The following is a 24,224-nucleotide window of genomic DNA, read 5'->3' on the forward strand; positions in this document are numbered from 1 at the left end:
GGTCTTCGGAGGCACGGCGAGAGGCGGGCGGCGAGATGACCGGTGCAGTGCAGGAGAGTGCGGCGTTCGACCGTGTGGCGGCGCAGCAGGTGCTGGACGCCCAGCCGTTCAGCAGGCTGGTGCAGGCGCGGATCACCGAGTTCGGGGGCGGCGCGGCGACGCTGGAGATCGATATCCGCGAGGAACTCCTGCAGCAGCACGGGTTTGTGCACGGCGGAGTGCTGTCGTACGCCGCCGACAACACCCTCACCTTCGCCGCGGCCACGGCCCTTGGCCCGGCCGTCGTCACCGGCGGCTTCGCCATCCAGTGACTGCGCCCGGCACATGGCCGCACGCTGCGGGCCCGCGCCGAGGTCGTACACGCCGGACGCCGGCAGGCGGTGTGCCGCTGCGATCTGACGGTGATCGACGCGGCGGGGGAGGAGAGCGTGTGCGCGGTGGCGCAGGGGACGGCGCTGCCGCTCAACGGTCCGGCGGGCGGCCGGGAGTGAGAGGTGGGCCGTCCTGGCCCTCGTCGTCCGGGCTCTTGGCCTCACGGGGCGACGCCTGGTGTGCAAGGACGTTGACGACCCGGCCGTTCGGATCCTTGACGAAGAACCGGCGGACGCCCCACTCCTCGTCCTGGAGCGGCCGGACGATGTCTGCGCCGGCGGCCAGCAGGGCGGTGTGGACCGCGTCCACGTCATCGACCTCGATGCTCATGTCGGGGGTGACCGGGGCGCCCTTGTCGTGGGTCATGAAGGTGAGCTGGGCGGTGGGGTGGGCGGGGGACGCCAGGGTCATGACCCAGCCCAGGTTCATGACCTCCTCGAACCCCAGCAGGCCGTAGAACGTGCGGCTCTCCTCCAAGGCGTCGGACTGGATGTCGGGGACGACGCGACGTACGGACATGGCCGGCTGACTCCTCGGGGAGGGGCGGGGGCGCAGATGGGCACGGTGTCCATCGGTCTTTGGTTATCAGAAAGGGGCGCGGGGGGCATCGGAAAGAGCTCGGCTGGACTGGGAAATGTCGTGTACGCGGCGGTCCGGTCCGATGGCGGTCCGACGGGTGGCTTCGTCGGAGAGCGTGGTCTGCCCTTGTCCGGACAATGTGACCTCCGGACTTCCCGTCATCTGCCCGGACGGATACGCTCGCCAGCGTGGGGAAACGCGAAACAGAAGCCCAGGGCGCCGAGAGCCCCCTCCAGTTCAGCGTGGACCGGAGCAGTCCGGTCCCGTTGTATTTCCAGCTGTCCCAGCAGCTGGAGGCCGCGATCGAGCACGGCAAGCTGGCTCCCGGCAGCCTGCTCGGCAATGAGATCGAGCTGGCCGGTCGGCTCGGCCTGTCCCGGCCGACGGTGCGGCAGGCGATCCAGTCGCTGGTCGACAAGGGGCTTCTGGTGCGCCGCAGGGGGATCGGCACCCAGGTCGTCCACAGCCAGGTCAAGCGCCCGCTGGAGCTGAGCAGCCTCTACGACGACCTGGAGGCGGCCGGACAGAAGCCGGCCACCCGCGTGCTGCTCAACACCACCACCGAGGCCGATGCCGAGGTCGCCGCCGCGCTGGGGATCGCGGAGGGGGCGGAGGTCGCGCTGGTCGAGCGGCTGCGGCTGACGCACGGCGAGCCCGTCGCGCATCTGCGCAACCACCTTCCCGCGGGGCTGCTCAAGCTGGAGACGGCCGAGCTGGAGGAGACCGGTCTGTACCGCCTGATGCGGTCGGCCGGCATCACCCTGCACAGCGCCCGTCAGGCCGTCGGCGCGCGTGCCGCGACGGTCGAGGAGGGGGAGCGGCTCGATGAGCCCGAGGGTGCTCCGCTGCTCACGATGCAGCGGACCACGTTCGACGACACGGGGCGCGCGGTCGAGTTCGGCTCGCATGTCTATCGCGCCTCCCGCTACGCCTTCGAGTTCCAGTTGCTCGTACGGCCCTGAGCGGCCCTGAGCGGCCCTGAGCGGCCCTGAGCGGCCCTGAGCGGCCCTGAGCGGCGCACTGAGGCCGACCCTCAGTGCACCCCTGAGGGGCTGCCCCCTCAGCGCCCCCGAGCCGACCCTCGGCGCCCCTGAGAGCTGCCCTCGGCGCCCCTTGAGGGGTCCCGGACCGGCCGCTGCGACACCCCGAGGGAAACCGGACCAAGCGGTTCCAGCTGCAATGTCCCCCTATGGGATACCTGCGCGGAGCCCCCTCGTCAGAATGTTCTGACAAACCATTGACGTGGCTCTGCGTGCGCCGTTACAAACTCCTCCAGCCGCAGTCCGGCGGCCGGGAGAAAAGGCGGTCCCACGATGATCGGCGTGCGTACGGCTGGTCCCCTCACTGTCCGCGGCGTCGCTGTGCGCAGCGCCGCCGCCTTACTGACGACCCTCGCACTGGCCACCGGGTGCAGCGCCGCCGGCGGGCAGGGCGCCGAGACTGCGGCGTCCGGGTCCGGCAAGGGCGCCGGTACCCCACGCATGACGATCGGGATGGTCAGCCACTCCGGCGACGGTGACACCTTCTGGGACATCGTGCAGAACGGTGCCGAGCAGGCCGCCGCCAAGGACAACGTCACGTTCCTGTATGCCCATGACAAGGAGGGTGCCCAGCAGGCCGCGCTGATCCAGTCGTACATCGATCAGAAGGTCGACGGGCTGATCGTCACCCTCGCCAAGCCGCAGGCCGTCAAGGCGGCCGTCCGCAAGGCCGTGGCGCAGGGCATCCCCGTCGTCACCGTGAACTCCGGCGGCGAGTTCTCCCGGGCGTACGGGGCGCTGACACACCTCGGTCAGGACGAGTCCGTGGCGGGGCGGGCGGTCGGTGCGGAGCTGAACCACCGGCACCGGAAGAAGGTCCTCTGTGTCGTCCACGAGCAGGGCAATGTGTCGCTGGAGGACCGCTGCGCCGGTGTCCGCAAGGCGTTCCACGGGACGGTCGAGAACCTCGATGTCGACGGCACCAACGCGCCCGCCTCGCAGTCCTCCATCGAGGCCAAGCTCCAGTCCGACAAGGACATCGACGCGATCGTCACCCTCGGTGCGCCGATGGCGGCGATCTCCGTCAAGGCCAAGGAGGAGGCGGGCAGCCCGGCGCAGCTCGCGACCTTCGATCTGAACTCCGCCGTCGTCAAGCTGCTCAAGGCCAAGGACGTCACCTTCGCGGTCGACCAGCAGCCCTACCTCCAGGGTTACGAGGCGGTGGATCTGCTCTGGCTCCACAAGGCCAATGCCGATGTGCTCGGCGGCGGCAGGCCGGTGCTCACCGGGCCCGCCCTGGTCACCGAGAAGGACGTACCGAAGCTGACCGCATACACCGGGCGAGGCACCCGGTGAAGCCCCAGGGAAGACGGGACCCGATGAACCGGGACAGATCACCGGTAACGGATACTTGGCCGGTTGGGCCCGGCCGACCGGTGCCGGAGGCGGTGCATGACACCGTACGCACCCGGACCGGCCGGTCCGGGCAGCGCAGAAAACCAACGCAGTCGATACGGCAGCATCAGCGGGAAGGGCGAGTCCTCGTGGCACGGGTTGGAAGAAGGGGACGCGCCGTCGGCGCCGTGCTGGCGGCGGTGCTCGGCGTGGCTCTGGCGGGGTGCAGCAGCACCGGAGGCCTGCGCGCCGAACAGGAACGCGCCGCCAAGTCCGCGGGCGGCAAGGCCGCGGTGAACACCCCCAGGTGGACGTTCGCGATGGTCACCCACTCGGGAGACGGCGACACCTTCTGGGACATCGTCCAGAACGGCGCCCAGCAGGCCGCCGTCAAGGACAACATCAAGTTCGTCTACGGGCACGACAAGGAGGCCCAGCGGCAGAGCCAGCTGGTGCAGTCCTACATCGACCAGAAGGTCGACGGGCTGATCGTCTCGCTCGCCAAGCCCAACGCCATGAAGGACGTGATCGCCAAGGCCGAGAAGGCCGGCATCCCGGTGATCACGGTGAACTCCGGCGCCGAGGCGTCGAAGGCCTTCGGTGCGCTCAGTCACATCGGGCAGGACGAGACGGTGGCCGGTGAGGCGGTCGGCGAGGAGCTGAACAAGCGCGGCCGGAAGAAGGCCCTGTGCGTCCTGCACGAACAGGGCAACGTCGGCCACGAGCAGCGCTGCGACGGCGCCAAGAAGACCTTCAAGGGCGATCTGCAGAAGCTGTACGTCGAGGGCACCAACATGCCCGATGTGCAGTCCTCCATCGAGTCCAAGCTCCAGGCGGACAGCTCCATCGACGCCGTCGTCACGCTCGGCGCCCCGTTCGCCCCCACCGCCGTCAAGGCCAAGGAGCAGGCCGGCAGCAAGGCCGAGATCGACACCTTCGACCTCAACGCCCAGGTCGCCACCGGCCTCAAGGACGGCTCCCTCGGCTTCGCCGTCGACCAGCAGCCCTACCTCCAGGGCTACGAGGCCGTCGACCTGCTGTGGCTCTACAAGTACAACTCCGACGTCCTCGGCGGCGGCAAGCCGGTGCTCACCGGACCCCAGGTGATCACCAAGAAGGACGCCGCGGCGCTGCAGGACTACACGAAGCGGGGGACGCGATGAGTCACACCGACGCACCGCCGCTGGAGCCCGCGGGGCCGCCCGCCAAGAGCGGCGGCGACGAACGGCTGCTGCACCGCTCCCTGGCCCGCCGGCTGATGGGCCGCCCCGAACTGGGCTCGGTCGTCGGCGCCGCCGCGGTCTTCGTGTTCTTCTCGATCGTCGCCGAACCGTTCCTGCAGGCCTCCAGCCTCTCCACGGTGCTCTATGCGTCCTCGACGATCGGCATCATGGCCGTGCCGGTGGCGCTGTTGATGATCGGCGGGGAGTTCGATCTCTCGGCCGGCGTCATGGTCGTCAGCTCGGCGCTGATCTCCTCGATGTTCAGCTACCAGATGACCGCCGACACCTGGGTGGGCGTCGGGGTTTCCCTGCTGGTCACCCTGGCCATCGGGGCCTTCAACGGCCTGCTGCTGACCCGTACCAAGCTGCCCAGCTTCATCATTACGCTCGGCACCTTCTTCATGCTGACCGGCCTCAACCTCGGCTTCACCAAGCTGATCGACGGCACCGTCTCGACGAAGTCCATCGCCGACATGGAGGGCTTCGAGTCGGCCCGCAAGGTCTTCGCCTCGCAGCTGACCCTCGGCAGCGTCGACATCCAGATCACCATCCTGTGGTGGCTCGTCCTGGTCGCCGTCGCCACCTGGATCCTGCTGCGCACCCGCGTCGGCAACTGGATCTTCGCGGTCGGCGGCAACGCCGACGCGGCACGCGCGGTGGGTGTCCCGGTCACCAAGACCAAGATCGGCCTCTATATGGGCGTCGCGTTCGCCGCCTGGGTCTCCGGCCAGCACCTGCTGTTCTCGTACGACGCGATCCAGTCCGGCGACGGTGTGGGCAACGAGTTCCTCTACATCATCGCCGCGGCGGTCGGCGGCTGTCTGATGACCGGTGGCTTCGGCTCGGCGATCGGTGCCGCCGTCGGCGCCTTCATCTTCGGCATGGCCAGCAAGGGCATCGTCTACGCGCAGTGGAATCCGGACTGGTACAAGTTCTTCCTCGGCGCGATGCTGCTGCTCGCCACACTCCTGAACGCATGGGTCCGCAAGCGGGCGGAGGAAAAGGCATGACCGCACTGGTCGAGCTGACCGACGTCAGCAAGTACTACGGCAACGTCCGGGCGCTGGAAGGCGTGTCCCTTCAGGTGCACGCGGGCGAGATCTCCTGTGTGCTCGGGGACAACGGCGCCGGCAAATCCACCCTCATCAAGATCATCGCAGGGCTGCACCGGCACGACGCCGGCTCCTTCACCATCGACGGCGAGGAGACCGGCCTCTCCTCCCCGCGCGAGGCCCTGGACCGTGGGATCGCCACCGTCTACCAGGACCTTGCCGTCGTTCCCCTCATGCCGGTGTGGCGGAATTTCTTCCTGGGCTCCGAGCCCACCACCGGCGTGGGCCCCTTCAAGCGGCTCGACGTCACGACGATGCGCGAGACCACCCGCAGCGAGCTGCTGCGGATGGGCATCGACCTGCGCGACGTCGACCAGCCCATCGGCACCCTCTCGGGCGGCGAACGCCAGTGCGTCGCCATCGCCCGCGCCGTCTACTTCGGGGCCAAGGTCCTGGTCCTGGACGAGCCGACGGCGGCACTCGGCGTCAAGCAGTCCGGCGTCGTCCTCAAGTACGTGGCGGCCGCGCGGGACGCCGGTCTCGGCGTGGTGTTGATCACCCACAATCCGCACCATGCGTATCTCGTCGGTGACCGCTTCGTGCTGCTCAAACGTGGTGCGATGGCCGGCAGCCACGCCAAATCGGAGATCACGCTGGAAGAGCTGACCCGCCAAATGGCGGGCGGCAGCGAACTGGAACAGCTCAGTCATGAGCTGGCCCGGACCGCGACCCCGGAATTTCCCGGCGGCCATCGGCCCGAGTGATCACCACCGCGCCCCGCACGGCCTCGGAGCTGTGCGGGGCGCGTTACTCCCCGTCGCGGTGCGCCGGACGCCGCCGGTGATGCACAATCGCACCGAACCCGCACATCGAGGCCCCGGCCTCCCGAGACCCCGCAGGGACGAGACGACTCTTGCGCGCACGCAGCAGCCGCATGGGGGCACCACCCACGCCCTCAAGGCAGTGGGGGAGAAACGGCGAAGAGGTGGGTCGATGAGCATGTACCGGGACCGGGTGCACCGAGGATCGGCCAGGGCCACCGTGCTGCGCACGGTCGGCACCCGCGAGCGGCGCTCGCATCTGACCGCTCCCCGGGTGCCCACCGTCGGCATCGACATCGGCGGCACCAAGGTCATGGCGGGCGTCGTCGACGCCGACGGCACCATCTTGGAGAAGGTCCGCACCGAGACGCCGGACAAGTCCAAGAGCCCCCGGGTCGTCGAGGACACCATCACCGAGCTGGTGCTCGACCTCTCCGACCGCCACGACGTCCATGCGGTCGGCATCGGCGCAGCCGGCTGGGTCGACGCGGACCGCAGCAAGGTGCTGTTCGCACCGCATCTGAACTGGCGGAACGAACCGCTGCGCGACCGCCTCGCCGGCCGCCTCGCGGTCCCGGTCATGGTCGACAACGACGCCAACACCGCCGCCTGGGCGGAGTGGCGCTTCGGTGCCGGCCGCGGCGAGGACCATCTCGTCATGATCACGCTCGGTACCGGCATCGGCGGCGCGATCCTGGAGGACGGCGCGGTCAAGCGGGGCAAGTACGGCGTGGCCGGTGAATTCGGTCATATGCAGGTCGTTCCGGGCGGCCACCGCTGCCCGTGCGGCAACCGCGGCTGCTGGGAGCAGTACAGCTCCGGCAACGCCCTGGTGCGCGAGGCCCGTGAGCTGGCCGCCGCCGACTCCCCGGTCGCGTACAACATCATCGAGCGGGTCGGCGGCCGCATCGGCGACATCACCGGACCGCTGATCACCGAGCTGGCCCGGGAGGGCGACGCGATGTGCGTCGAACTCCTCCAGGAGATCGGCCAGTGGCTCGGCGTCGGCATCGCCAACCTCGCCGCCGCCCTCGACCCGTCGTGCTTCGTCATCGGCGGCGGCGTCAGCGCCGCCGACGACCTGCTGATCGGCCCGGCCAGGGAGGCCTTCCGGCGTCATCTCACCGGCCGCGGCTACCGTCCCGAAGCCACCCTCACCAAGGCTCAGTTGGGCCCCGAGGCCGGTATGGTCGGCGCCGCCGACCTGGCCCGCCTGGTGGCCCGCCGCTTCCGGCGCGCCAACCGGCGCCGCGTCGAGCGCTACGAACGATACGAACGGGCGGGCCGCCGATGACCGACACCGACCTGCACACCGTGCACGACGAACCGCATCCCGCACCGCCGCCCCGCGTCAAGCGCCGGCGCCCGGTGCTGATGGCGCTGATCGTCTTCCTGCTGATCGCGATCCCGGCCGGCTACATCGTCATCTCCGCCGAGCAGAGCCGGGACAGCGGCGAGGGCAAGGAGGCCGAGGCCGCCGCCACCGGCCTGACCAACGCCTTTCCCTCCAAGGTCCAGCAGCGGATCTACAACGTCCCGGTGCCGATCGGCTCCACCCCGGTCTACTACTACGAGACCAACTCCTGGCAGACCAGTTCGCTGTTCGTGCAGTTCAGGACCAACGAGTGGGGACTTGAGCACTACCTCAACGCCGTCGGCACCAGCACCGCCGCCCTGAAGAAGAACCAGCAGACCATCCCGCCCGAGCAGGCGTCGAAGGTCGGCTGGGACTTCGGCCTCGACGTGCCGTGGGCCGGTACGACGACCAAGGGCAAGCCACCGCACCCGTACCAGCGGATCATGGTCAACTACGACGAGCCGGGGCACCCGGTCGTCCACACCGTCTCAACCGTGAGGTTCTGACGGTGAGGTTCTGACGGTGAGGTTCTGACGGTGACGTTCTGACAGTGACGTTCTGACGGTGTCTTTCCGACCGTGATTTTCCGACCGTGCCGTTCCGGCAGTGGCGTTCCGGCGTGGAGTTCCGACGGTTCCGGCAGCCGCTCCGCGAAGCCCTCGTTCTCGCTCCGCGAAGCCCTGCCGGGAGAGGCGAGCCACGGCTCGCAGCCTTCATCAGCTGACGCCAACTCACCGTGGCATCACCGCCGTGTGGCGTGAATTCAGTCGTCAGAGCGCAGGTTCTTGGCCAACTGTCGTGCACCGTAAGCGACCGGGGGCACCAGCAGCATCCAGTACCAGGAGCCGGTGAGGATCATGAGGGTCACGGCGATGGCGCCGGAGAGCGGGAAGAGGCCATAGGCCGCATAGCCGGCCAGGGTGAGGGCACGCCCGCCCCGCTGCCGAGGTGCGAGGCTGTGGTCAGAGCGGGGTGCGGGAGGCGCACTGGCGGCGTGCTGCGGATCGGTGGAGTCGTACATGGCCTTTTCCTGGGGTCGGGTCACAGCTTGGGCAGAACCTCGTCGACGAAGAGCTTCAGACTGGAGTGCATCTGCTCGTAAGTCTGCCCACCGAAGTCGACATTCCATAGATAGGTATCGGCCTCGTACGTCTCGTGCAGTTTCCGGATCTGTTCCACGGCGGATTCCGGGGAGCCGATGACCGCGGTGCCATAGCGCTTGACGTCGAAGGTGCTCAGGTGCGTCATGTCACGGCCCATGGACTCGTAGCCGATGTAGCCGCTGGAGCTGGTGGCTCGCCAGGAGCGGGCCGCCTCGGTCCATACCTGCACGTATTCGCGGTAGAGGGGTTCGGCGAGGCGGTAAGCCTCTGCGTCGGTGCGCGCGATGTAGAGCGGAGTGCTCATGGCGATCCGCGGTGTCCTGGTGGTGCCGTGGGTGGCGGCGAAGACTTCGCGGTAGTGGTCGACCAGATGGCGGCTGACGCTGGTGTATTGGCGAGCCGGGGGGAGGGCGAGCAGGACGCCGAAACCCTTGGTGGCAAGCCAGGTGAAGCTCTCGGGGGACTTCACTGCCGCCCCCCACACCGGAGGGTGCGGACGCTGGGTGACCGGGGGGAGCGAGGTGGCGTCCGTGAAGGAGAAGTAGGGGGTCTTCTCGGTGACCTTCTCCTCGGACCACAGCCGCACCACGGCCTCGATCGTGGCCTCGTAGCGCGGCCGGCTCTCGTCCATCGGCACCTGGAACGCGTCGAACTCGTACGGCAGCCAGGCCCGGCCGAAGCCGGCGTCCACGCGGCCACCGCTGATGGCATCGACCTGGGCGATGTGGGCGGCGAGCTGGATGGGGTGGTGGAAGGCCGGCAGCAGCGCGCCCGTCATCAGCCGGATACGGCTGGTCCGAGCAGCGACCGCGGTCAGGAAGGTCAGCGGGCTGGGGCAGTAGCCGCCGTAATCGCCGAGGTAGTGCTCGGTCATCTTGACGTAGCCGAGTCCGGCCTCGTCGCTGAACCTGCTGATGGCGATGGCATCGCGGTAGTACTCCGCGGGCGTGCGTTGCGAGGGACGGCAGTCGGGAAGAAGCGAGATGCCGTGTTCCATGGAGGGTCACCTTCGTCGGAATGGTGGTGCGGGGCGGGACGGCGCACGGTGCAGGGCTCGCCGTCCCGCCGGTCCTCAAGGGGCCAGGCTCAACTGCAGGTGCTGGAGCACGAGGTGGTGCTGGAGCTCGTGCTGCAGCTCGTCGTGCTGGTGCAGCCGTCCATCATGGCGCCCTCGGCGCCGTTGTAGTCGTTGATCTCGAAGGTCTCCGACTCCAGGGCGAGCATCTCGCGCGCGAGGTCAGCGAGGTCGGGCTTGTCCGCCATCGTGGACTCCTTTCACGTGGTTGCGCAGATGATGTGGTTGCGCGGGTTGTGGGACGTTGAATCCGCCGAAACTCACGAGGCGGGGTTCAGCTGCAGCAGCTGCTGCACGAGGTGGTGCTGGAGCTGCAGGAGCTGCTGTCGCAGCTCGTGGACGAGCTGCCCAGCAGCTTGCCGTCGGCCTCGTTGTAGTCGTTGATCTCGAAGGTCTCCGACTCCAGGGTCAGCATGTCGCGTGCAAGGTCGGCGAGATCGGTTTTGATGGTCATACCGTTTTTGTCTCCTCTCACAGGGGTGTGGTCATGCGATGCGGCTGTGGCCGGGCCGCATCGCATGCGGCCCGGGCCAGCCGGCCTGTCTCCATCTACGGGCATGCCGCCGCAAGACGGCTGATAATGGCCTCACATCTCGCTGACATCCCCCAGACCGCAGGCGAGCGCCGCCGTCGCCATGGCGACCATTCCGGTGCGCAGGGTGGGCACCGGATCGGGGGCGAACCGCGGGGAGTGGTTGGGCGGGATGACCGCGAACCGCTCCCGCAGCGGCAGGTCGGCGGTGCTTTCCCACTGTTTACGGCCGACGCAGCCGAGCATCCAGTAGGCGGTGGGCACGGTGCCGCCCGCGGCATATTCGGGAAAATCCTCGGTGGCCATGGAGAGGGGCCAGGGGTGCACCGCGGGCTGCCCCAGCACGGCGGTGTGCGCCGCGCGTACCGTCTTGCCGAGCTCGGGATGGTTGACAGTGGGGGCCGAGCGGGCGGTGACGGTGATCTCAGGGGGCCGCCCTGGGGTGAGCCGTGCCGCCTCCTGCCGGGCCAGCTCCGCGATGGCACCCTCGGCCTCTCCGGCCTGCCGCCCGGTGGGGGCACGGACGCTCACCTCAAGCGTCGCGCGGTCCGGGCGGACGTTGGCGGTGGTGCCGGCGTGCAGGGCGCCGACACCGGCCACGACGTGTGAACCGACCGCATGGGGGAGCCCGGCAACGACGGCGGCAGCCGTCTCGATGGGGTTGGCGGCGCCCTCCGGGTGTGCGGTGTGCCCGCCGGGGCCGTACAGCACGATGCGCAGTGCGCGGGAGGCCGCCAGCACGGTCCGGGCGTGTGCCACAACTCCGGCCGGGAAGGGCGCGAGGTGCTGGGCAAGGACCGCGTCCGGAACACCGAGGCGTTCGTAGAGCCCGTCGGCGAGCACGGCGGCCGCTCCGGAGAGCGTCTCCTCGGCGGGCTGGCCCACCAGCGCCACGGTGCCGCGCCACCGGTCGCGGTGGCGTGCCAGCAGGTCCATCACGCCCAGGGCGATGGCCAGGTGGGCGTCATGGCCACAGGCGTGTGCCACCGGGACGGGCACGCCCTGGGGGCCGGGGGCGGTCACCGTGCTGGCGTAGGGCAGCCCGGTTTCCTCGCGTACCGGAAGGGCGTCGAGTTCGGCACGGAGCAGCACCGTTGGCCCACGACCGTTGTGCAGTACTCCGGCAACACCGTGGCCGCCGATGCCTTCGGTGACCCGGCAGCCCAGACCCCGAAGGACCGTGGCGGCCCGGGCGGCGGTACGCCGCTCGACGCCGGACAGCTCGGGTTCACGGTGCAGGCGCAGGTAAAGCTCAAGGGCGGAGGGAAGCACGGAGGCGACGTCCTGTCGCAGCGGCCGGCTCAAGGGAAGGGATGGGGGACGAGGTGGAGGTCGTCCCGGGTCAGGTCGTGTTCCCGCCAGCCGGCGCGGCGGTAGGCGGAAAACATCCGGGGCATGTGCAGGGCCCGTTGGCGTGCCCAGCCGAAGTCGAGCGGGAGCAGGCCGGGCACGATGGTGGCGACGGTGTGCAGTCCCAGGCCGCGCTGTTCCGGCGTGGTCTGTTCCACCACGATCACCTCGTGGCCGGCGGCGGCCAGCGCGTCGGTGATCAGGGCGACGTCGTCGCGCAGGTCGGTGGTGCGCGGCCGGCTGCGCTGCCAGTCGGCGTAGACGTCCTCGTAGGGCACAGTGGTGCCCGGGTGCAGGTAGCGGGCGGCGTGCGGGGCCATCTCGGGCAGGGAGAAGAGTGCCGGATGGTCTCTGAGCCGGCGCACCAGGAAGTAGTCGTCCGTCATGGCGTGCAGTTCCTCGGCGCGGTCCCGGAAGCGCCGGGGCAGCTCGGGCAGGTAGGTGAGGATCTCCGAAAGCGCGCCCAGGATCGCGCGGCGCGGGTCGAGCCCGGCCGCGGCGGCGAAGGACAACAGGCCCGGCCCGCCGTCGCGGCGCACCGCGAGTCCCGTTACGGCGGGGACCGGCAGGTCGACGCGGTTGTCGAAGAGCTTGACGTCGTAGCCGTGCAGGGCCGCGCGGTCGAGCATCATGTGCAGTTCCGGGTCGGGGACGGCACTGACGTCGATCTCCGGCAAGGCCGCACCGCCGTACCAGCCGAGCACGAAGGAGTCGCGCTCGATGAGTTCCAGCAGGCCGAAGAGCACCGCCTCGGTCAGGGTGGAGCCACTGGCGCAGCCGTTGGAGGAGTCGAAGACGAAGTTGTCGTCGCAGGTCTCGCCGCCGTAGTAGACAAGCCGGCGGGGTACCAGGACGGCGCGGCCGGTGGTGAGTTCACGCCCCCTGATCCAGGGGATGGGCCGGGTCGGGTCGAATGGTGTGCAGGCATCGTCGAGTTGGTAGGTCAGGTCCGAGTAGGTACCGCAGGCGCGAGGGTCGAGGGCATGGTCGCGGATGTCGTCATAGGCGGCGAGGACCATCTCGCCACGGTGCCGGCGGCTGATGCCGGCGTACCGCTCCAGCCCTTCGAAGAGGGCCAGGTCGCGGCTGCTGCGATACGAGTTGGCCTGGCCGCTGAAGGTCAGTTCGGCCAGGCCGTAATGGCCGGTGATCATCACGCGGCCGGTGACGGGGGCGGTGGTGGGCGCCGTGACGGTGACGAACGTGGTGGCGCCGAGGACACCGCAGACCGGGTTGATCAGGGCGTCGGAGGGTAACTCGAAGCTCTCCGTGCTGCGGGCCCGGTCATCCTCGGGGTTCCGCTTGGGCGCCGCGGGGAGTTCCGCGGTCTGAGGTTCGCCGTCGGCCGGGCCGCAGCCGGGGCAGAGGGGGTCCGGGGCGAGCGGGAAACAGCGCACCAGCAGGCTGCCGAGATCCATTGCCCAGACCCGGGCCGTCCCCAGCCGTCGGTCGGCGGACGGGCGCATTGCACCGACGGCCCGGTGCAGTTGCCACAAGGCCTCTACGGCGGAGGGCAGCAGCAGCGGCCATTCCCCCAAGGCCTGCTGCCTGCCGCCGAGTTCCAGCGCCTGGCGCTGGAACTCGGGGCGCAGCCGCTGCCAGCGCAGGGCAAGACAGTGCCCGCAGGGGCCGGGCGCGCCGGAGTCGTCGGGAAACGGGCCGACCACGGCGATGTCCGGCGCGAGGTGGACGGTGGCGGTGGGCCGTGCGGTGGCTTCCGGATCGGGTGCACCGGCAGTCAGTACGTCGTGGATGCCGAGGGTGACGACGCCCGGCGGCTCGACGTGCGGTTCCAGCTCCGCCTGCCGGACAGCGAAGGCGCTCCGCAGGGCCTCGGACGCGGCGGTGTACCGCAAGCGAGTGCGATCGGCCGGGCGGCTCATGCGGCGTTCTCCCAGCGGAACGTCTTGACGGCCAGGGCTGACAGCACTGCGGCGAAGACGAGCAGGGCCAGACAGCGCAGGGCCCAGGGACCGAAAGCGGTGCCACCGTCCAGCACTCCGGTGATCGCCTCGTTCATATAGCGAAGCGGCAGGGCGTGGGAGACCGTACGCAGCCAGTCGGGGGACTGGCTGAGGGGGATGAACGATCCGCTGAGGAACGCCATGGGCACCATCAGACAGTTGGCGAAGGCGCCCACCGCGTCGGGAGTGCGGCAGATATTGCCGACCACCACACCCACGGCGAAGAAGGCCAGTGCACCGCAGAGCAGTACCGGCACGGTGAGAGCGAGTCCGCTCACGGTCACGTGGAGACGGAACGGTGGCGCCATGGCGATGGCGAGGAAGAGCACAGCCTGGGCCAGCGCCACACAGAGCACGATCACCAGTCGGCCGCCGAGCACGGTCAGTACCGACGTGGGCGTGCGGCGGATGGTGTGCAGCAGCGCGGTCTCGCGCCATTTCACCAGTGAGTACGCGACGCCGAAGACGGCTGCGTTGCCCACGCCCCAGGAAAGGACACCGGGGGCAAGGTAGTCGATGACGTTCTTGCCGCCGTCGGCAGGCCGTGAGCCGAAGATCAGGCCGAAGACGACGATGAAGATCAGCGGGAAGGCGAAGGTGAAGAACAGCTCCGCCTTGTTGCGGCTGGTAGCAAGGAAGTGCGCCCTTACCAGCGGCATGAATCCGGTCACTTGGTGAACTCCACTCCGGTCAGGTTGAGATAGACGTCCTCGAGGGTGGGGCGGCGGGTCTCCACCTGCTCCAGGTCGACGACCGAGCCCAGGGAGGCGAGCACCTGCGAGACGGACTCGGTGCCGATCACCACATCGGTGCCGGATTGCTCGGCGCTGAGCACGCCGGGCAGCGCGCGGGCGGCCTCGGCCTTGAGTAGGTCGGCGGGAACGGAGATCCGGCTGGGACCGCCGGCCTCGCGAACGAGTTGCCGGGGGGTGTCCAGCGCTATGACCGCGCCGTGCTGGATGATCGCCGTACGGTCACAGAGCTGCTCTGCCTCGTCCATGTGGTGAGTGGTGCACAGGATCGAGCACCCCTGGGCGCGGATCTCGCACAACAGCCCCCACAACCCACGGCGGGCCTCGGGGTCGAGGGCGGCAGTGGGCTCGTCGAGGAAGAGCAGTTCGGGGCTGTGCACCAAGGCGGAGGCGAGGGCCAGCCGTTGCCGCTGGCCCCCGGAGAGCTTGGTCACCCGCACCGTGGCCGAGCCCGTCAGGCTCACCTTCTCCAGCGCCTCGTCTGCAGCAGAGCGGGGCAGGCCGTAGAGCCCGGCCATGGTCTGCAGGTGCTCCAGCGCGGTGAGGTCGGGGAAGAAGGAGGACGCCTGGGTCTGGATGCCGAGTCGGCGGTAGACGGCCATGCTGCGCGGCCAAGGGCTCTGGCCGAAGAGGGTGACGGTTCCGGAGTCGGGGGTGCGCTGGCCTGAGAGGATCTCGACCAGGGTGGTCTTTCCTGCGCCGTTGGGTCCGAGGATGCCGAAGAACTCTCCCTTCCCCACAACGAAGGACGTTCCGGCCACTGCGACCGTCTCGCCGTAGGACTTGCGCAGGTCCTGGACGATGACTACGGGCTCGTCCGGGGGTGGGGTTTTCACGAGGGGAGCACTCCTTCGACTGTTGCGTGGCAAGGTTGCCCGGGCACGGGACTGCGCCGTACTTGCGGGTGAGGGGTCCGCCGGTTCCGCGGGTGAGGGGTCCGCCGGTTCCGCGGGCGGGGGGTCCGCCGGTTCCGCGGGCGCGGCACGGCGGGCCGTGGGGCGGCGCACCGCAATGGTGAGCGAGACGGCGGTCCACACCACGCCCGCTGCCAGTACGGTCACCCGGGTGATGCCGGAGGTGAAGTGCACCACCAGGAGGACCACGACGGCGGTCACCGCGAGCACGCTCACGGTGAACAGGGCGAGGTAGCCGCGGTAGATCCGCTTCGCCCGCGGGCCGTACCCGGACTCCGCCCGGCGGTCCCGCCGCAGATAGGCCCAGGCCTGCGGGCCCAAATCAATGACGTTCCAACCGTGTTCGAGCATCCGGTAGCCGTCCAGAGCGGGCAGCGGCAGGTAGTTGACCAGGGCCCGCAGCACGCCGAGAACCAGCAGCGCGGAGAGGCTGTCATGGGTGGTGTCGCCGGGCGGCAACACCCACCTCACGGCGAAGAACGGCAGCAGGAACACGAGGTTCATCACTACCCCGACCGCCGCCGTGGTCACCCGCTCCCGCCGGGAGGACAGCACCAGAACGTCGTCGGCCTCGCAGTAGAACGTCACCATCGGCAGTCGCCATCGCATGCCGATGTCGGTGGCCCGGCCGCCGTAGTGGTGACACCACAGACCGTGCCCCACCTCGTGCAGGGCCGAGCTGACCCACAGCAGGTACCCGACCAGCACCGCCAGTTCGGGATGGTGGTAGAGCACCGGGACTTCGTCGAGGAGCTGCGGCGTGTGCAGCGTGAGCCACAGCAGCATCCCGCCGCAGAGCAGCAGGGTCACCGCGGCCGCGGCAGGGGTGAACGCCCAGCGGGTGCGACGGTGCAGCCGGGTGAGCAGCCGTTGCGGGTCGCCCCAGCTCACCGAGCCGGTCAGGCCCCGGGGCCCGGTGGGCTGCGGACCGGGGGGCTTGGGGAGACCGGGGGGCTTGGGGGGACCGGGGCGGCGGCCGTCCGGGGCCTCCAAGAAGGAGCGACGCCACAGGGTGGCCAGGATGGCGCCCCACGCCTGTTCGTCGATGACCCGGCCGAAGGCACGGGCGTACTCCTCGCCGATCTCGGCCAGACTGCGGGCGCCGTCGAGCCGTTCGATGATGAAGCGTTCCTTGGGGCCGATCTCGAAGAACCGCCCGCTGGCGCGGTCCTTGATCAGATGGACGGTACGTGTACCGCGTAACACGGCGGGACCGATGACCAGGCCCGGTGCCCGGCGCGGCCGGCCGTCGAGCAGTGCCGCGGTGCTCATCAGGCCGCGCCTTCCGCTTCGTCACTCGGCTCGGTCAGGGCGCGTACCAGCACATGAGCCAGATAGGCCTCGTCGGTGAGGGTGATGTGCAGCCGGTTGTTGGTCATGTGCAGATAGGCGGAGAGCAGCCGCGCCACGGCCTCGCCCGGGTCGGTGACGGTGATCCGGTGGGTGCGCTCCCAGGAGGGGAAGACCAACTGCCCCGAACGGGCCAGTTCGGTGACGCGCCGACGCAGTTCGAGGCAGTGCTCGGCCCAGGCGCCGAGCGACCCGGGCAGGCGGTGGCCCGCCCCCTCCCTCACGGCCTTGCTGATGGCGCCGAACCGCTCGGCCACGGCGGTGGCCATGGGGTCGTAGTTGCGGTCGAAGTCGGAGCCGGAGACCAGGTCGGTGTCCCTGAACGCACTGTGCCAGTAGTCGCGGTAGCGCTCCAGGAATCTCACGACGGCCGGGTTCTCGTCGAGGAAGGCCGAGCACATCACCATCATCAGCTGGCCGGCGTGGCCGAACAGCACGCTGCGCATGTGCAGGTTCATCACCGCCATGGCGTCGATGACGAGGTCGGTCGAGCGGGTGAAGTGCCACTCCGCGAGCTCTGTTCCGACCGGGCCGCCGTACTTGTCGTACTCCGGCTCGTAGGCGGTCCAGTGGAAGGAGTTGTTGGCTCGCAGCCGCATGCGGCCGTCCTCACCGAGGTGGGCCTGGCGCTGCGCGTCGGTGTACTCAAGGTCGAAGAGGGTGTTGTAGAGGCCGACATAGAAATCGGACTTGACCTCGTAGAGCGAGGGGCGGCGGCGCAGGAAGGCGGAGACCGCGTCCTCGACCCTGGCTTTGACGGCATCCCGCATGACGGCATCGGAAGGGTCGGCAAGTTGGAAGCGCACCCGTATGTGGGGGCCTTCGAGCCAGTAGTTGAGGAAGAAGTACTGACGGATCAGGCCCGCGGAGGTGAGTTCGGCGAAGAGCGGCTTGATGCACGTGGTCAGCAGCGGGCGCGGGCTGCCTGCGTAGAAGATGTAGACCGCGAGCCATCGGTCGTCCGCCGCCGGCACTCCCTCGGCGGGCGGCAGCACGGGGTAGGAGGTCATCGTTCCTCACGGGAGTCGGGGCGGCTGGAGGGCAGCGGGGTGAAGGTCTCCACCGCGACCTCGGTGATGTGGCGGCCGGTGCGCGAGGTGGTGTGCAGGTCGTCGGCGGTGGGGAGCATCTCGGTGACGGTCACCGATTCCACCTCGGCGCTCACCAAGTGCTCGAAGAGGTTCAGGGACAGGCAGCTGTCGAAGTCGAGGTAGTGCGGTTTGTGCCGGCGTACGGGCGCGGCTGCCCCGCCGGTGCCCGGCAACGGTTCCGGCTGCCGTGTGTGGAGGGTGACGAACACCTGGGCGTCCATGCCGTGTTGTCGCCGCCAGTCCTGCCAGCGCAGGAACCAGCGAGCGGTGTTCTCCTCCGGCCGGCGCAGCGGAAGCGCCCGGGCGGGGACGGACCAGTGGCGCCTGCTGAGGACCACGCCGCCGTGGCGCACCCGGGGCCGACACAGTACGCCGTCGTTGGCCGAGCCCTTCGGGACACCTCCCCAGGGGTCGGGGGAGACCATGGCGGAGGGCGAGAGCAGGAGCAGGATGCGCGCCACCTCTGGTAACGCCATCGGGACGAGATAGCCGAAGTAGACCGGAATGACTTCGCGTCCCAGCCTGCGGGAGGTGAGCCTCAGGCGGTCGGAGCCGGGGTCGTGGCTGAGGGTGAGATCCTCCAGCGGGATGCGTGCTGCCTCGGGGGCGGTGCTGTGCTCGCCGGGACAGACGATCTCGTAATCGGTCAGCCGGCCGTGCAGATTGAGGTTGGTACGGGCGGTGCCTCCGGTGACTTCGGCGAAGACGGCGCCCCGCGGGCGTATCCGCTGCTGCCAGGTACGCAGTCGCTCGGCGAGGCCGAGGTCGTCGAAGCCGTGGCTGAACCGGGAGAAGGGGAAAAAGAGCCCGCCCCAGGAGCGGTTCAGGACGGCCGGGGTGTCCGGGGAGGCCGAGAGCTGCAGGAAGTGGGCGGCTGGTCGGAAGTCCGGAGTCAGCGGCTGGAGTTTGCCGGCGACCGCACTCACGAAGTCGTCGTCAAGTTCGATCTCCTTGACGGCATCGTGACCGGAGCCGGCGCCTTCCCACAGGGCGGTCATCTGCTCGGCGAAGAGTCGCCGGGCGTCGTCCACAGCGGTGATCTCCGGCTGGTCGAGCCAGTTCTCCGCGGGCGTATAGCTGCCGTCGTCGGCGAACGGGGTGCGGGCGGAGGCAACCTGGACATACTGGTCGTAGATGTCTTCCTGGAAGTCGCTCACCAGGCCGAGAAGATCGGAGCAGGTGCCGCCGCGGCCGTAGCGGGCAAGGAAGAAGCCGCGCAGTGTCAGCCGGTGCGGCAGGGCCATGTCGAAGGCCGGCATGATCCGCGAGAGGGAGGCCAGGGAGCGACCGGTGTGCCGGTGGAAGGACTCTGCGTCGAGCGGCAGGACGCTGGTGGCGGCCCGGGTGTCCTCGTACACCAGGGTGGGCGGCAGTGTGGCCTGCTGTTCCCAGGCGTGGTCACGATGGACGGCGGTGAGGGTCCGCCGGACCTCGTCCAGGATCTGCCGGCGTTCGGCGAGCGGGGCGCCGCGGTAGGCCTGGACCAGGCCGCTGACGCCGTGCAGCGCCTCGGCGATCTTGTCGGACCACGGACGGTCGAGGGAGCGGAGGGCGTCGGCGAAGCCACGTACCGGGTCCGGGTGATGGATGTCGACGGCGAGCGGGGGAACGGAGAGCAGGCCGAGCCGCAGCAGGGTGGCCAGATAGCGCTCGCACTCCTCGGCGTCGGCCGTGACGCGCTGGGCGAAGAGGGTGAGCAGCTCGCCGTAGCGCAGGGTCGAGCCCCCCTCGCAGAGGGCCATGAGTGCGTCCAGTCCTCCACTGTGGCGGAGGAAGAACATGGTCTCGCTGACGGAGTCGAAGCTGGCGCTGACGGTGTCGTCGCCCGTGGTCACGGTACGGCGGACGTATCGGATCCGGTCGGTGTCGCTGGTCCAGCCGGTGACCAGGGTGACCGGCAGATCCGGCCGCAGCCGCTCGTCGGCGGTGATGAGTTCGGCGAGCCGCCCGAGGACGGCGATGTTCAGCTGGGTGTGGTCACTCCAGAGGTCGTCAACGGTGAGGGTGAAGTCGGGACCTGCCGTCTGCCGGAACTCGCCGAGGGCCAGACCGGTGAAGGAGCTGAACGGGCTGGTCTTGCAGGCGCTGCGGTAGACGTACTCCAGCAAGGAGCGTTCGATGCGCCGCTGCTTCTTGGAGAGCCGGGCGGTGCCGGGTGTGGTGTGCAGATAGGCGCCGAGCTGTTCGTCCAGGGTGGAGGAGGCCAGCAACAGTCCTTGACGCAGCCGTGGTTGTGCGGACAGCTCTCTGAGCTGCCTGCGGGCGAGGGTGAGCTCCTCGTCGACCACCGGGTCATCGAGCATGCGGTCGAGCTCACGGTGGCCTTCCATCCAAGCGCGCAGGGCGGCACCGAGGCCGCCGCCGATGCGGTCGGCCAGCTCCTCGCCGTTCCGGGGCATCGCGCCGGTGAAGAGCTTGCGACGGGCGTTGAGCAACTGGCCGCGCAAGCGACTGTCGTTGTTGGCCTTGACCAGGCCGTGGAGCTCGTCGCTGAGCCGCTCGCCTTTGGTCAGCAGCCGGTGCCTGGCATCGGCCACCTGCTCGGCCCAGGCCCGGGAACGGGGCTGACGCAATCCGGCGACCACGTCGAAGGGGAGACCGCTGACGCGGGCCATGAAGCGCGGGCCGAGCAGAGTGTCGTACGACGGCAAGGGCGTCTCCGTGGCGGAGAGCGGGTGGGATGCGGTGGTCATGGTGTGTGGTCTCGCCTCACCTGTTCTCGAACCGGCAGCCGGCGAAGCCGCCCCGCTCATGGCCGGCCATCAGCATCAACAGCGGCATCTCCCGGGTCTCGGCCAGCCCGAGTTCCTCCATGTAGGAGATGTTGTCGAAGCCCAGGGCGGCGCCGCAGCCGATACCCAACCCGGCGGCTGCGGTGTAGACGGCCTGGGCGACGGCGCCGGTCAGGGCGTTGATGAGGCGGTAGCCGCGCGGTCCGACGCCGTCGATGACGGCGTCGCCCCGTATGACGGGCACGATGACGGCGGCGGCCTGCTCGACGTTGTAGTTGTTGAGGAAGTAATTGCGCTGCAGGAACGTGCCACAGTGACCGGCCTTGACGGGGGCCAGGGCGGATTGGTCCGGGTCGTACTCATAGCTGCCGGGCTCGACGCCCTCGACGTGGTTGACGAAGACACCGAACTTGACCAGGCCGAGGCGTTGGTCTTCGGCCGGGGAGAGGTCACAGGGCAGGGCGGCACCCGCTTCGGCGGCAGTGAGCAGGGTGCTCAACTCCCCCTGCGAGAGGGGGCGTACGTCGGAAAAGCCGCCGAAGCTGCTGCGGCGGTTTCCCAGGGCGTCCGCCAGGCGTGCCTCGCCGAACTCGGCAGGTTCGAGCGGGATGCGCGCGGCGGAGCGCGGCGGCAGGGCCCGGGCAGACGACAGGGCGTGTGCGTCGGGGCGACGAGCTGCCCCGGTGAGCGTGTCGCTGTGGATGGCCTGGAGCGTCTCGAACCGCAGCACCCTGCGGGAGCGTTCTTCCTCGGGGTGTGCCACCGAGGAGCGCATCGGCACGGTGTCCGCAGGCCGCTGGGTGCGGGCCGGGGCCCAGGTGAGGGGGACGACGGCGAGAATTCCCTCGTCATCGGGGTGTACGCCGATGAGTTCGCCCAGCCGGGGCTCGTCGAACCAGAAGGCCGGCTGGATGTCCAGTCCCCGGGCGCCCGCCCACTGCCGCCAGCTCTGCGCAACGGTACCGATGTCCATGGTGGTGGCGTGGTAGCTGAAGCTGTTGTACTTGAAGGCGTTCTGCCAGAACTTCAGGCCCAGCAGCATGAACTGGTCGGTCTCCACCGGAGGTTCACCGCTGACGGCCAGGGCCTGGGCAACCTGGCTGCTGACGTCCCCGCTGAGCAGCCGCTGCAGACCATGGTGGGGAGAGCTGTAGTAGTAGACGCCCGGTTGGACCGGGGCACTGGGGCCGGCCACCCAGTAGATGCTCACCGGGTACAGGCCACCGCCGGAGGCGGTACCGCGGCTGAACTTGGCCGATCGGTAGAATTGGACCTTGTCCACATCGTCGTTGGCATTGATCTCGATGCGGCGGCTGAGCCGACCGTAGGACTCCAGGAGCATCCCTGAGAGCAGGTCCACGGTGAAGCCGGCGGTGCCGCCGGCGGCCGGCGGTATGAAGGCGTCGCGGAGCAGGGCGTCGGACTCCGTGGCATCGGCAGAGCTCACCGGTAACTCGATGAGGTCCAGTCCCCGGTAGAGCTTGGTCTGCCGGGGGGCGTCGGCCCAGTTCGGCTGGAAGCCGTAGGGCGGCATTCCGTCACGTGCGCGGTTCAGCACGGCGTTGAGGTAGTCATGGGCGTAGGCCACGGCGCAGGTCCTTTCCGAAGGCTGGTGTGCGGGTCGGTCGTATCGGCGTCGGGTGGCGGGCAGGGGCATCGATCAGGGGAAGGGGTGCGGCACGCGGTGGAAGTCGGCCTCGGTCAGGTCCCGGTCGGCGAATCCGGCCTGGCGGGGAGCGGTGCGCAGCCTCGGCGAGAGCAGCGCGCGCTGTCTGGACCAGCCGAAGTCGATCGGCAGCAGTCCGGGGACGATCACTCCAGCGGTGCTCAGCCCCAGCCTTCGCTGCAGCTCCAGACTCTGGTCCACGGCGATGGCATCGAAGCCGGCCTCGGCGAGCAGGCCCACACATGCCTCCACGTCCTGAAGCAGATCCGGTGCGGGTCGCAGCCGCTGGTCCAGATCGGCGTAGGTCTCCGCCATCGAGCGTGTGCCGCGTTCGGCGAGCAGGAATTCCGCGTGCCGCCGCATCTGGGGCAGCCCGTAGAGCAACGAGTGATCGTGCAGGGCGATCACCTGGTCGAAGTCGTCCACCATGGGCGCGAGCCGGTCGTGGTTCCAGGTGGCCCGGCGCGCCAGCTGGGGCGCGTCAGTGGCGATCTCCACCAAGGCGGCCCGCAGCGCCTGTTCCGGGCAGAGGCCGGCGCCGGCACCGAAGGCGAGTGTGCCCCGGCCGCCGTCCATCCGTTCGGCGACGGCGACGACCACGGGCACGCCGAAGGTGATCCGGGCGTCGAAGAACCGGGCACGGTAGCCGTGCAGGGCCAGCCGGTCGATCAGCACGCGGGTGGTGGCCGAACGGCTGGTGGTGCCGTCGATCTCCGGCAGCGGCAGGGCCGCGTACCAGGCGAGCAGGAAGGCGTCCCGCTCGATGAGCTCCATCAGTCCGAAATAGACTGCTTCCGTGAGGGAGCTGCCGGAGGCGCAGCCGTTGGAGCACTCCTGGACGAAACGCTCCGCCAATGGCGCCGCGTGGTAGTAGCTGAGCAGCTCGGGTATCAGCACCGGTTCCCCGTCGCGCAGGGAGCGGCCCCAGACCCAGGGGATGGTGCGCTCTTCGGTGAAGGGCTCCACCCCGCGCGGATTGTCGCGGTAGAACTCCTCGGAATACACCCCGCAGGCACGCGGGTCGAGCACCCGATGGCCGGTCTCCCGCAGTTCCCGCAGGCTGGCCACGGTGGCTGCGGCGCGGGTCCGCGACCGCATGCCCGCGTAGCGCTCCAGCCCCTCCAGCAGCCCGACCCGGGCGCTTTCCCGGTAACGGAGTGTGTGGCCGCCCCAGAAGGTCTCGTGCAGATGAGTGCCGGAGCGCAGATCCATCCGGCCGATGGTCGAGGCCGTGGTCGGCGAGTCGTACTCACGCATCACCACGGTCCCCAGTACCCCGCACACCGGGTTGGCCAACTGCGCCTCGTCCAACGCCAGTTCGTCCAGCGACTTCGACCGGAAGGAGCCTTCCGCCGGCTTTGGGGAGGGCGTCAGTTCGAGCCCGGCGTGCTGCTCGTCCTCGCTGGTGACCTCGGCGCACGCCTGGCACTCGGGGTCGGCGGTGAGCACGAAACCGCGCGAGCGCAGCGAGCGCAGGTCCAGCAGTACCACGCGCGCCGAAGCCGCGGCGGTGTCACCGTCGCACCGGCCCGGGGCGGCGGCGAGCCGGCTCAGCGTCCGGCCGATGACCTCGACGGTGAACGGGACGAGGTAGGGGGTGCTGCCCACCTCGGTGGTGCGGCCGCCCAGTTCCAGCGCATCGCGCAGTTCCTTGCTGCGCACCGCCTGCCACCGGCGATTCAGGCACTGGCCGCACGGGCGCGGGGCGCCCGGCCCGTACACCGGGCCGATGACGGCCAGCTGCCCGTAGAAGCGCAAGGCGACAGTGGGCCGGTCCGTGGCGGCGGCCGCAGGAGCGGTCAGCTCGTCGCGGACGCCCAGTCGGCCGGTGTCGGCCACCAGGCCGAGCTCATCGAGGAAGGGGGCGAGGACGGCGGGCAGCGTGGCCCGGCCCGGCCCGGATTGTGGCTCCACCT

Annotated in this window: 20 protein-coding genes and 1 pseudogene; 8 read left to right on the forward strand and 13 right to left on the reverse strand. The window is 69.6% G+C overall.

Annotated features, from left to right (window positions below):
* Positions 1 to 35 precede the first annotated feature (35 nt).
* Positions 36 to 491 (forward strand): annotated as a pseudogene (locus tag ACF088_RS31400) (PaaI family thioesterase).
* Here the strand turns inward: ACF088_RS31400 and ACF088_RS31405 are convergent.
* The gene (locus ACF088_RS31405; RefSeq protein ID WP_392379272.1) at positions 463 to 891 is read right to left on the reverse strand and encodes a VOC family protein; all 429 of its coding nucleotides are present in this window, start codon (positions 889 to 891) and stop codon (positions 463 to 465) included. The pseudogene ACF088_RS31400 and the gene ACF088_RS31405 sit on opposite strands and share 29 nt — an antisense overlap.
* A gap of 248 nt (positions 892 to 1,139) precedes the next feature.
* On the opposite strand from ACF088_RS31405, the gene ACF088_RS31410 reads away from it, so the two are divergent.
* The 7 genes from ACF088_RS31410 (at position 1,140) to ACF088_RS31440 (ending at position 8,285) form a co-directional block, all read left to right on the forward strand.
* Positions 1,140 to 1,913, forward strand: a complete 774-nt coding sequence (locus tag ACF088_RS31410; RefSeq protein ID WP_392379273.1) for a GntR family transcriptional regulator — start codon at positions 1,140 to 1,142, stop codon at positions 1,911 to 1,913.
* Between the two features lie 351 nt (positions 1,914 to 2,264).
* A complete protein-coding gene (locus ACF088_RS31415; protein ID WP_392379274.1) occupies positions 2,265 to 3,287 on the forward strand; it encodes a substrate-binding domain-containing protein in 1,023 nt (340 codons plus the stop codon).
* A gap of 188 nt (positions 3,288 to 3,475) precedes the next feature.
* Positions 3,476 to 4,489: a sugar ABC transporter substrate-binding protein gene (locus tag ACF088_RS31420; RefSeq protein WP_392379275.1), complete on the forward strand. Its 1,014-nt coding sequence runs from the start codon at positions 3,476 to 3,478 to the stop codon at positions 4,487 to 4,489.
* Positions 4,486 to 5,559 (forward strand): ABC transporter permease, encoded by a 1,074-nt coding sequence (locus ACF088_RS31425; RefSeq protein ID WP_392379276.1) that lies wholly within the window; start codon positions 4,486 to 4,488, stop codon positions 5,557 to 5,559. Before ACF088_RS31420 ends, ACF088_RS31425 begins: the two co-directional genes overlap by 4 nt.
* Positions 5,556 to 6,365, forward strand: a complete 810-nt coding sequence (locus ACF088_RS31430; protein ID WP_392379277.1) for an ATP-binding cassette domain-containing protein — start codon at positions 5,556 to 5,558, stop codon at positions 6,363 to 6,365. Before ACF088_RS31425 ends, ACF088_RS31430 begins: the two co-directional genes overlap by 4 nt.
* A gap of 229 nt (positions 6,366 to 6,594) precedes the next feature.
* Positions 6,595 to 7,716 (forward strand): ROK family glucokinase, encoded by a 1,122-nt coding sequence (locus ACF088_RS31435; RefSeq protein ID WP_392379278.1) that lies wholly within the window; start codon positions 6,595 to 6,597, stop codon positions 7,714 to 7,716.
* Positions 7,713 to 8,285, forward strand: coding sequence for a hypothetical protein (locus ACF088_RS31440; RefSeq protein ID WP_392379279.1), 573 nt, complete (start codon positions 7,713 to 7,715; stop codon positions 8,283 to 8,285). Before ACF088_RS31435 ends, ACF088_RS31440 begins: the two co-directional genes overlap by 4 nt.
* 257 nt (positions 8,286 to 8,542) lie before the next feature.
* Here the strand turns inward: ACF088_RS31440 and ACF088_RS31445 are convergent, their stop codons facing one another.
* The 12 genes from ACF088_RS31445 to ACF088_RS31500 form a co-directional block, all read right to left on the reverse strand.
* Positions 8,543 to 8,824 (reverse strand): hypothetical protein, encoded by a 282-nt coding sequence (locus ACF088_RS31445; protein WP_392379280.1) that lies wholly within the window; start codon positions 8,822 to 8,824, stop codon positions 8,543 to 8,545.
* Positions 8,821 to 9,879 (reverse strand): LLM class flavin-dependent oxidoreductase, encoded by a 1,059-nt coding sequence (locus ACF088_RS31450; protein ID WP_392379281.1) that lies wholly within the window; start codon positions 9,877 to 9,879, stop codon positions 8,821 to 8,823. The genes ACF088_RS31445 and ACF088_RS31450 overlap by 4 nt, the downstream gene beginning before the upstream one ends.
* A gap of 89 nt (positions 9,880 to 9,968) precedes the next feature.
* Positions 9,969 to 10,145: a thiazolylpeptide-type bacteriocin gene (locus ACF088_RS31455; RefSeq protein ID WP_328383306.1), complete on the reverse strand. Its 177-nt coding sequence runs from the start codon at positions 10,143 to 10,145 to the stop codon at positions 9,969 to 9,971.
* Between the two features lie 86 nt (positions 10,146 to 10,231).
* Complete coding sequence (locus ACF088_RS31460; RefSeq protein ID WP_328383304.1) at positions 10,232 to 10,411, reverse strand: thiazolylpeptide-type bacteriocin; 180 nt, start codon at positions 10,409 to 10,411, stop codon at positions 10,232 to 10,234.
* Between the two features lie 132 nt (positions 10,412 to 10,543).
* Positions 10,544 to 11,761, reverse strand: coding sequence for an amidohydrolase (locus ACF088_RS31465; RefSeq protein ID WP_392379282.1), 1,218 nt, complete (start codon positions 11,759 to 11,761; stop codon positions 10,544 to 10,546).
* A gap of 29 nt (positions 11,762 to 11,790) precedes the next feature.
* Positions 11,791 to 13,722: a TOMM precursor leader peptide-binding protein gene (locus ACF088_RS31470; RefSeq protein WP_392379283.1), complete on the reverse strand. Its 1,932-nt coding sequence runs from the start codon at positions 13,720 to 13,722 to the stop codon at positions 11,791 to 11,793.
* Positions 13,719 to 14,474, reverse strand: coding sequence for an ABC transporter permease (locus tag ACF088_RS31475; protein ID WP_392379284.1), 756 nt, complete (start codon positions 14,472 to 14,474; stop codon positions 13,719 to 13,721). The genes ACF088_RS31470 and ACF088_RS31475 overlap by 4 nt, the downstream gene beginning before the upstream one ends.
* On the reverse strand, positions 14,471 to 15,391 hold the full coding sequence (locus ACF088_RS31480) for an ATP-binding cassette domain-containing protein (RefSeq protein WP_392379339.1): 921 nt from the start codon (positions 15,389 to 15,391) through the stop codon (positions 14,471 to 14,473). The genes ACF088_RS31475 and ACF088_RS31480 overlap by 4 nt, the downstream gene beginning before the upstream one ends.
* 1,349 nt (positions 15,392 to 16,740) lie before the next feature.
* On the reverse strand, positions 16,741 to 17,829 hold the full coding sequence (locus ACF088_RS31485; protein ID WP_392379285.1) for a lantibiotic dehydratase C-terminal domain-containing protein: 1,089 nt from the start codon (positions 17,827 to 17,829) through the stop codon (positions 16,741 to 16,743).
* The gene (locus ACF088_RS31490) at positions 17,826 to 20,603 is read right to left on the reverse strand and encodes a lantibiotic dehydratase (protein ID WP_392379286.1); all 2,778 of its coding nucleotides are present in this window, start codon (positions 20,601 to 20,603) and stop codon (positions 17,826 to 17,828) included. Before ACF088_RS31490 ends, ACF088_RS31485 begins: the two co-directional genes overlap by 4 nt.
* A 16-nt stretch (positions 20,604 to 20,619) precedes the next feature.
* A complete protein-coding gene (locus ACF088_RS31495) occupies positions 20,620 to 22,230 on the reverse strand; it encodes a nitroreductase family protein (RefSeq protein WP_392379287.1) in 1,611 nt (536 codons plus the stop codon).
* 72 nt (positions 22,231 to 22,302) lie between these two features.
* Positions 22,303 to 24,222: a TOMM precursor leader peptide-binding protein gene (locus ACF088_RS31500; protein WP_392379288.1), complete on the reverse strand. Its 1,920-nt coding sequence runs from the start codon at positions 24,220 to 24,222 to the stop codon at positions 22,303 to 22,305.
* Positions 24,223 to 24,224: the final 2 nt, after the last annotated feature.

The sequence above is a fragment of the Streptomyces sp. NPDC015125 genome, assembly GCF_043080045.1.
Classification (GTDB): Bacteria; Actinomycetota; Actinomycetes; order Streptomycetales; family Streptomycetaceae; genus Streptomyces.

What these genes read in the sequence shown, in the direction of transcription:
- ACF088_RS31460 (WP_328383304.1), bottom strand. Translation starts at nt 10,411, where the DNA reads ATGACCATCAAAACCGATCTCGCCGACCTTGCACGCGACATGCTGACC.
- ACF088_RS31490 (WP_392379286.1), bottom strand. Translation starts at nt 20,603, where the DNA reads ATGACCACCGCATCCCACCCGCTCTCCGCCACGGAGACGCCCTTGCCG.
- ACF088_RS31435 (WP_392379278.1), top strand. Translation starts at nt 6,595, where the DNA reads ATGAGCATGTACCGGGACCGGGTGCACCGAGGATCGGCCAGGGCCACC.
- ACF088_RS31455 (WP_328383306.1), bottom strand. Translation starts at nt 10,145, where the DNA reads ATGGCGGACAAGCCCGACCTCGCTGACCTCGCGCGCGAGATGCTCGCC.
- ACF088_RS31415 (WP_392379274.1), top strand. Translation starts at nt 2,265, where the DNA reads ATGATCGGCGTGCGTACGGCTGGTCCCCTCACTGTCCGCGGCGTCGCT.
- ACF088_RS31440 (WP_392379279.1), top strand. Translation starts at nt 7,713, where the DNA reads ATGACCGACACCGACCTGCACACCGTGCACGACGAACCGCATCCCGCA.
- ACF088_RS31425 (WP_392379276.1), top strand. Translation starts at nt 4,486, where the DNA reads ATGAGTCACACCGACGCACCGCCGCTGGAGCCCGCGGGGCCGCCCGCC.
- ACF088_RS31405 (WP_392379272.1), bottom strand. Translation starts at nt 891, where the DNA reads ATGTCCGTACGTCGCGTCGTCCCCGACATCCAGTCCGACGCCTTGGAG.
- ACF088_RS31470 (WP_392379283.1), bottom strand. Translation starts at nt 13,722, where the DNA reads ATGAGCCGCCCGGCCGATCGCACTCGCTTGCGGTACACCGCCGCGTCC.
- ACF088_RS31485 (WP_392379285.1), bottom strand. Translation starts at nt 17,829, where the DNA reads ATGACCTCCTACCCCGTGCTGCCGCCCGCCGAGGGAGTGCCGGCGGCG.
- ACF088_RS31430 (WP_392379277.1), top strand. Translation starts at nt 5,556, where the DNA reads ATGACCGCACTGGTCGAGCTGACCGACGTCAGCAAGTACTACGGCAAC.
- ACF088_RS31450 (WP_392379281.1), bottom strand. Translation starts at nt 9,879, where the DNA reads ATGGAACACGGCATCTCGCTTCTTCCCGACTGCCGTCCCTCGCAACGC.